Genomic DNA, 3206 nt, shown 5'->3' with positions numbered 1-3206 from the left:
CGGCCGCGCGCTCATCGCCGGCCTCCCCGGCGGTCTCCGCGGTGGCCTTCGCGGTGGTCTCCGCGGTGGTCTTCACGGCGGCCTTCGCGCCGGCCGCCGCCGCACGGGGCCGGTCCGGGCCCGCCGGAGACGCCGGGGCCGGAAGCCGGTCCGGCGGCCGTCCGCCCGGTGGTCATCGGTCGCGCCGGGGCGGCCTTGTCCGGCCGTCCCTGAGCCAGCAGTTCCATGGAACACCTTTCGGAGAAGGGAATCCGGCCCCGGCCGAAGGGGGAACCGGTCCCGCCGCGCAGCCTCCGCCTCCGGGCCGGGGTCCGGGTCCGTGTCTGTGTCCGGGGGAGGGAACGCGGTCCGTACGGCGGCGGGCCGGGGCGCCCCGCCGCGCGGCACAGGCCGGTCCCGGGCGGGGCAGCGCGCATATGGGCTCCGATCCGTGGTGCGATCCGTGGTGCGACCCGTCGTGCGATCCGTCGTCCGGGGCGGCGGTGCCGCGCGGGGCAGTACGCCTGGGGCAGCCGTACCAGGCCGCCGCGCCGCGCAAACGGGCCCCCCGCGGGGACAACACGCACGGCGACCGCCATCCGCGGCGCGGACGGTCCCGGCGGAAGCCCGCCCGCGCCGCCGCGGCGGCCAACCCCCGTCAGCCGCGCGGCAGTACGGCGGACAGCACGGACGGCAGCCGGGTCCAGTCGGAGGTGACCACGCTCGCCCGTTCGGCCGCCAGCAGCGACACCCGGTCGAGGGCCTGGGCCCGGGTGGGGTCGGTGGGGCTGATGGCGGGGGCCACGGCGTGGGCGTCGGTCATCACCAGCAGATAGCCGTGCCGGGCGTACCAGGCGGTGTCGATGCCGCCGGAGACGTACGCCGAGGCGTCGCCGTCGAAGACCACGAACCAGGGGCGCAGCGTGGCGTCCGCGTAGCGGGTGCGCGGGTCCCCGGCCGCCGCGCGGTGCACGGCGGGGAAGGCGGTGGCGTCGCCCAGCCGCCCGGCGGCGGCGAGGTCGCGCAGGTGGGCGGCGTACTCGCGGTCGGTCCACAGGGTGTCGAAGGGGTTGGACTCCTCGACGGTGCCGGGGATGAGGTGGATCAGGAACTTCCCCGCCAGCGCGTCCCGCGCGGGCCAGCCCCCGCCGCGTACGGCGTCGTCGAGGGTGGCGTGGCCGGCGGCGAGGTCGCCGGGCCGGTAGAGCGCGTCGCCCAGCACCCGGTTCACCAGGGCGTCGAACTGCGCGGGCCCGCGGCCGCGGTCGCCGGCGAAGCCGTCCTTCATCTCGATCTTCACCAGCACCGGCCGGTGCCCGGGGTTGGCGTCGTGCCAGGCCCGCATGTCGGCCAGGCAGCCGGCCAGGCTCTGGTTGCGGGGTCTGGAGCGCAGCTCGGCGGGGGAGGAGGCGTTCTCGCAGTTGTTGTCGTCGGCCAGCGGGCCGTCGTGGGCCACGCGCCAGCCGCCCGAGTACTTGGCCCACACGTCCAGCTCCAGCAGCGAGGCGCCGGAGTCCAGGGCGTCGGCGAAGTAGGTGTACTTGTCCTTCTCGTAGGCGTTGTGCACGCCGACGGAGGTGGTGCCGGAGTACGGCAGCGCGCCGGTGTCCGCCGCCCCGGCCGGCACGGCCGCCGTGAGCACCGTACCGATACCGGCCGCCGTCACCGCCGCCACCGCCGTCGCCAGCCGGCTTCTCCACTGCTGTGCCATCTGCGCCGCCTTCCGTGTGGGGGGAGGGTCGAATCGCGGTCACAGTAGGGGAGTCGGGCAGACCCGGGGAGGGAGCGCGGATGGCGCGCGGACGAACGGCGGGCGTACGGCCGCCCCGTGCCCTGGTGGTCACCGGGGCACGGGGCACGGGGGCGCGTACGGGCGCCGTCAGCGCCGGAAGGGGCCGGAGACCTCGAACGTCATACCGCCCAGTCCGGCCGGATCGCCCAGGGTGCCGCGCTGGGAGGAGAAGTACAGCCGGGAGCCGTCCGGGGAGAAGGCCGGGCCGGTGACCTCGGAGTCGCCGTGGCCGTCGAGCCGGATCACCGGGGCCACCGCGCCCTCGGGCGTGATGACGTTGATCTCCATGTTGCCGCCGTCCTCCGCCACGTACAGGTCACCGCCGGGGGTGCCGGTGATGTTGTCCACCCCGTCCAGCGGGGAGTCCGCGTCGTAGGCCACCGACAGCTCGCCCCGCTCGGCGTCGTAGGCCCACACCCGGTTGTCGCCCTTGGTGGTGAACCAGCAGGTGCCGTCCGCGTAGTGGCAGCCCTCGCCGCCGTCGAAGCGGCGCGCGGAGCCGACCTGGTGGCGCGTCTGCTTCCCGAACAGCGGCGCCGACGGGTCCGGGACCTCGCGCCACTCCACCGCGCCGCCCGCCGACTCGCACAGCACGTCCAGCCGGCCGCGCGACAGGTCGCCCCAGACCTCGGGGGTGTAGCGGTAGAAGCAGCCGTCCGGCTCGTCCTCGGTCAGGTAGACCACGCGCCGGTCCGGGTCGCACGCGGCGGCCTCGTGCTTGAAGCGGCCCATCGCCCTGTGCGCGACCGCCTCGCGCCGCCCGTACGGGTCGGTCTCGAACACCCGGCCGCGCCAGGTCTCCTCGCACGACAGCCAGGTCCGCCAAGGGGTCGCCCCGCCCGCGCAGTTGAGGTTGGTGCCCTCCAGGACGCGGTAGGCCCGGTCGACCGAGCCGTCGGCGCGGAAGCGGATCGCCGAGGCGCCGCCGACCAGGGGGACCTCGGAGTTGGAGACGTAGATCCAGCCTCCCCCATCGTCCGGGTAGCAGGCGCCGCCGTCGGGTGCCGGGTGCCACAGGATCCCGCCGACCGGCAGGCCGGAGCGGGCCACGATCCGGCTGCGGAAGCCCTCCGGCAGTGCCACCCCGTTGGCGTCGGGCGCCCGCAGCGGTCCGTACGGGCCGGCCACCGCGGCGGAGGTCCCCGCGGTGGCGGCGCCCTGCCACAGGGCGCCGGAGAAGGCGACGGCCCCCGCGCCGGCGGAGGCGGTCCTCAGGAAGGTGCGTCGCTGCATGCGGACTCCAGGCGTGTGAGGGAGCGTGCGAGAGACGTGTACACGTCACCATTGCGCGCCGGCGGCGGCGGGCGAAGGGAGCCGGGGGAGAAGATCCGGTGAACAGCCGTTCACACGCGCGGCCCGGCTCGGCCCGGCGCCTCCGCCCGCGGCCGGAAACGCCGCCGGCCCCCGGGTGCGCGATCGCGCACCCGGGGGCCGG

General features: G+C 76.3%; 2 protein-coding genes. Both read right to left on the bottom strand.

Features of this window, described 5'->3' with window-relative positions; genetic code table 11:
- Positions 1 to 637 precede the first annotated feature (637 nt).
- Positions 638 to 1690, bottom strand: a complete 1053-nt coding sequence (locus ACLIYP_RS29910) for a phosphatidylinositol-specific phospholipase C domain-containing protein (RefSeq protein ID WP_412716213.1) — start codon at positions 1688 to 1690, stop codon at positions 638 to 640.
- Positions 1691 to 1858: 168 nt separating this feature from the next.
- Positions 1859 to 3004, bottom strand: a complete 1146-nt coding sequence (locus tag ACLIYP_RS29905; RefSeq protein ID WP_412716212.1) for an alkaline phosphatase PhoX — start codon at positions 3002 to 3004, stop codon at positions 1859 to 1861.
- Positions 3005 to 3206: the final 202 nt, after the last annotated feature.

It is taken from the genome of Streptomyces nanhaiensis (assembly GCF_046614825.1).
Classification (GTDB): Bacteria; Actinomycetota; Actinomycetes; order Streptomycetales; family Streptomycetaceae; genus Streptomyces; species Streptomyces radiopugnans.
Note: the sequence above shows the minus strand (reverse complement) of the source record. Positions and strands in the feature narration are given on the sequence as shown.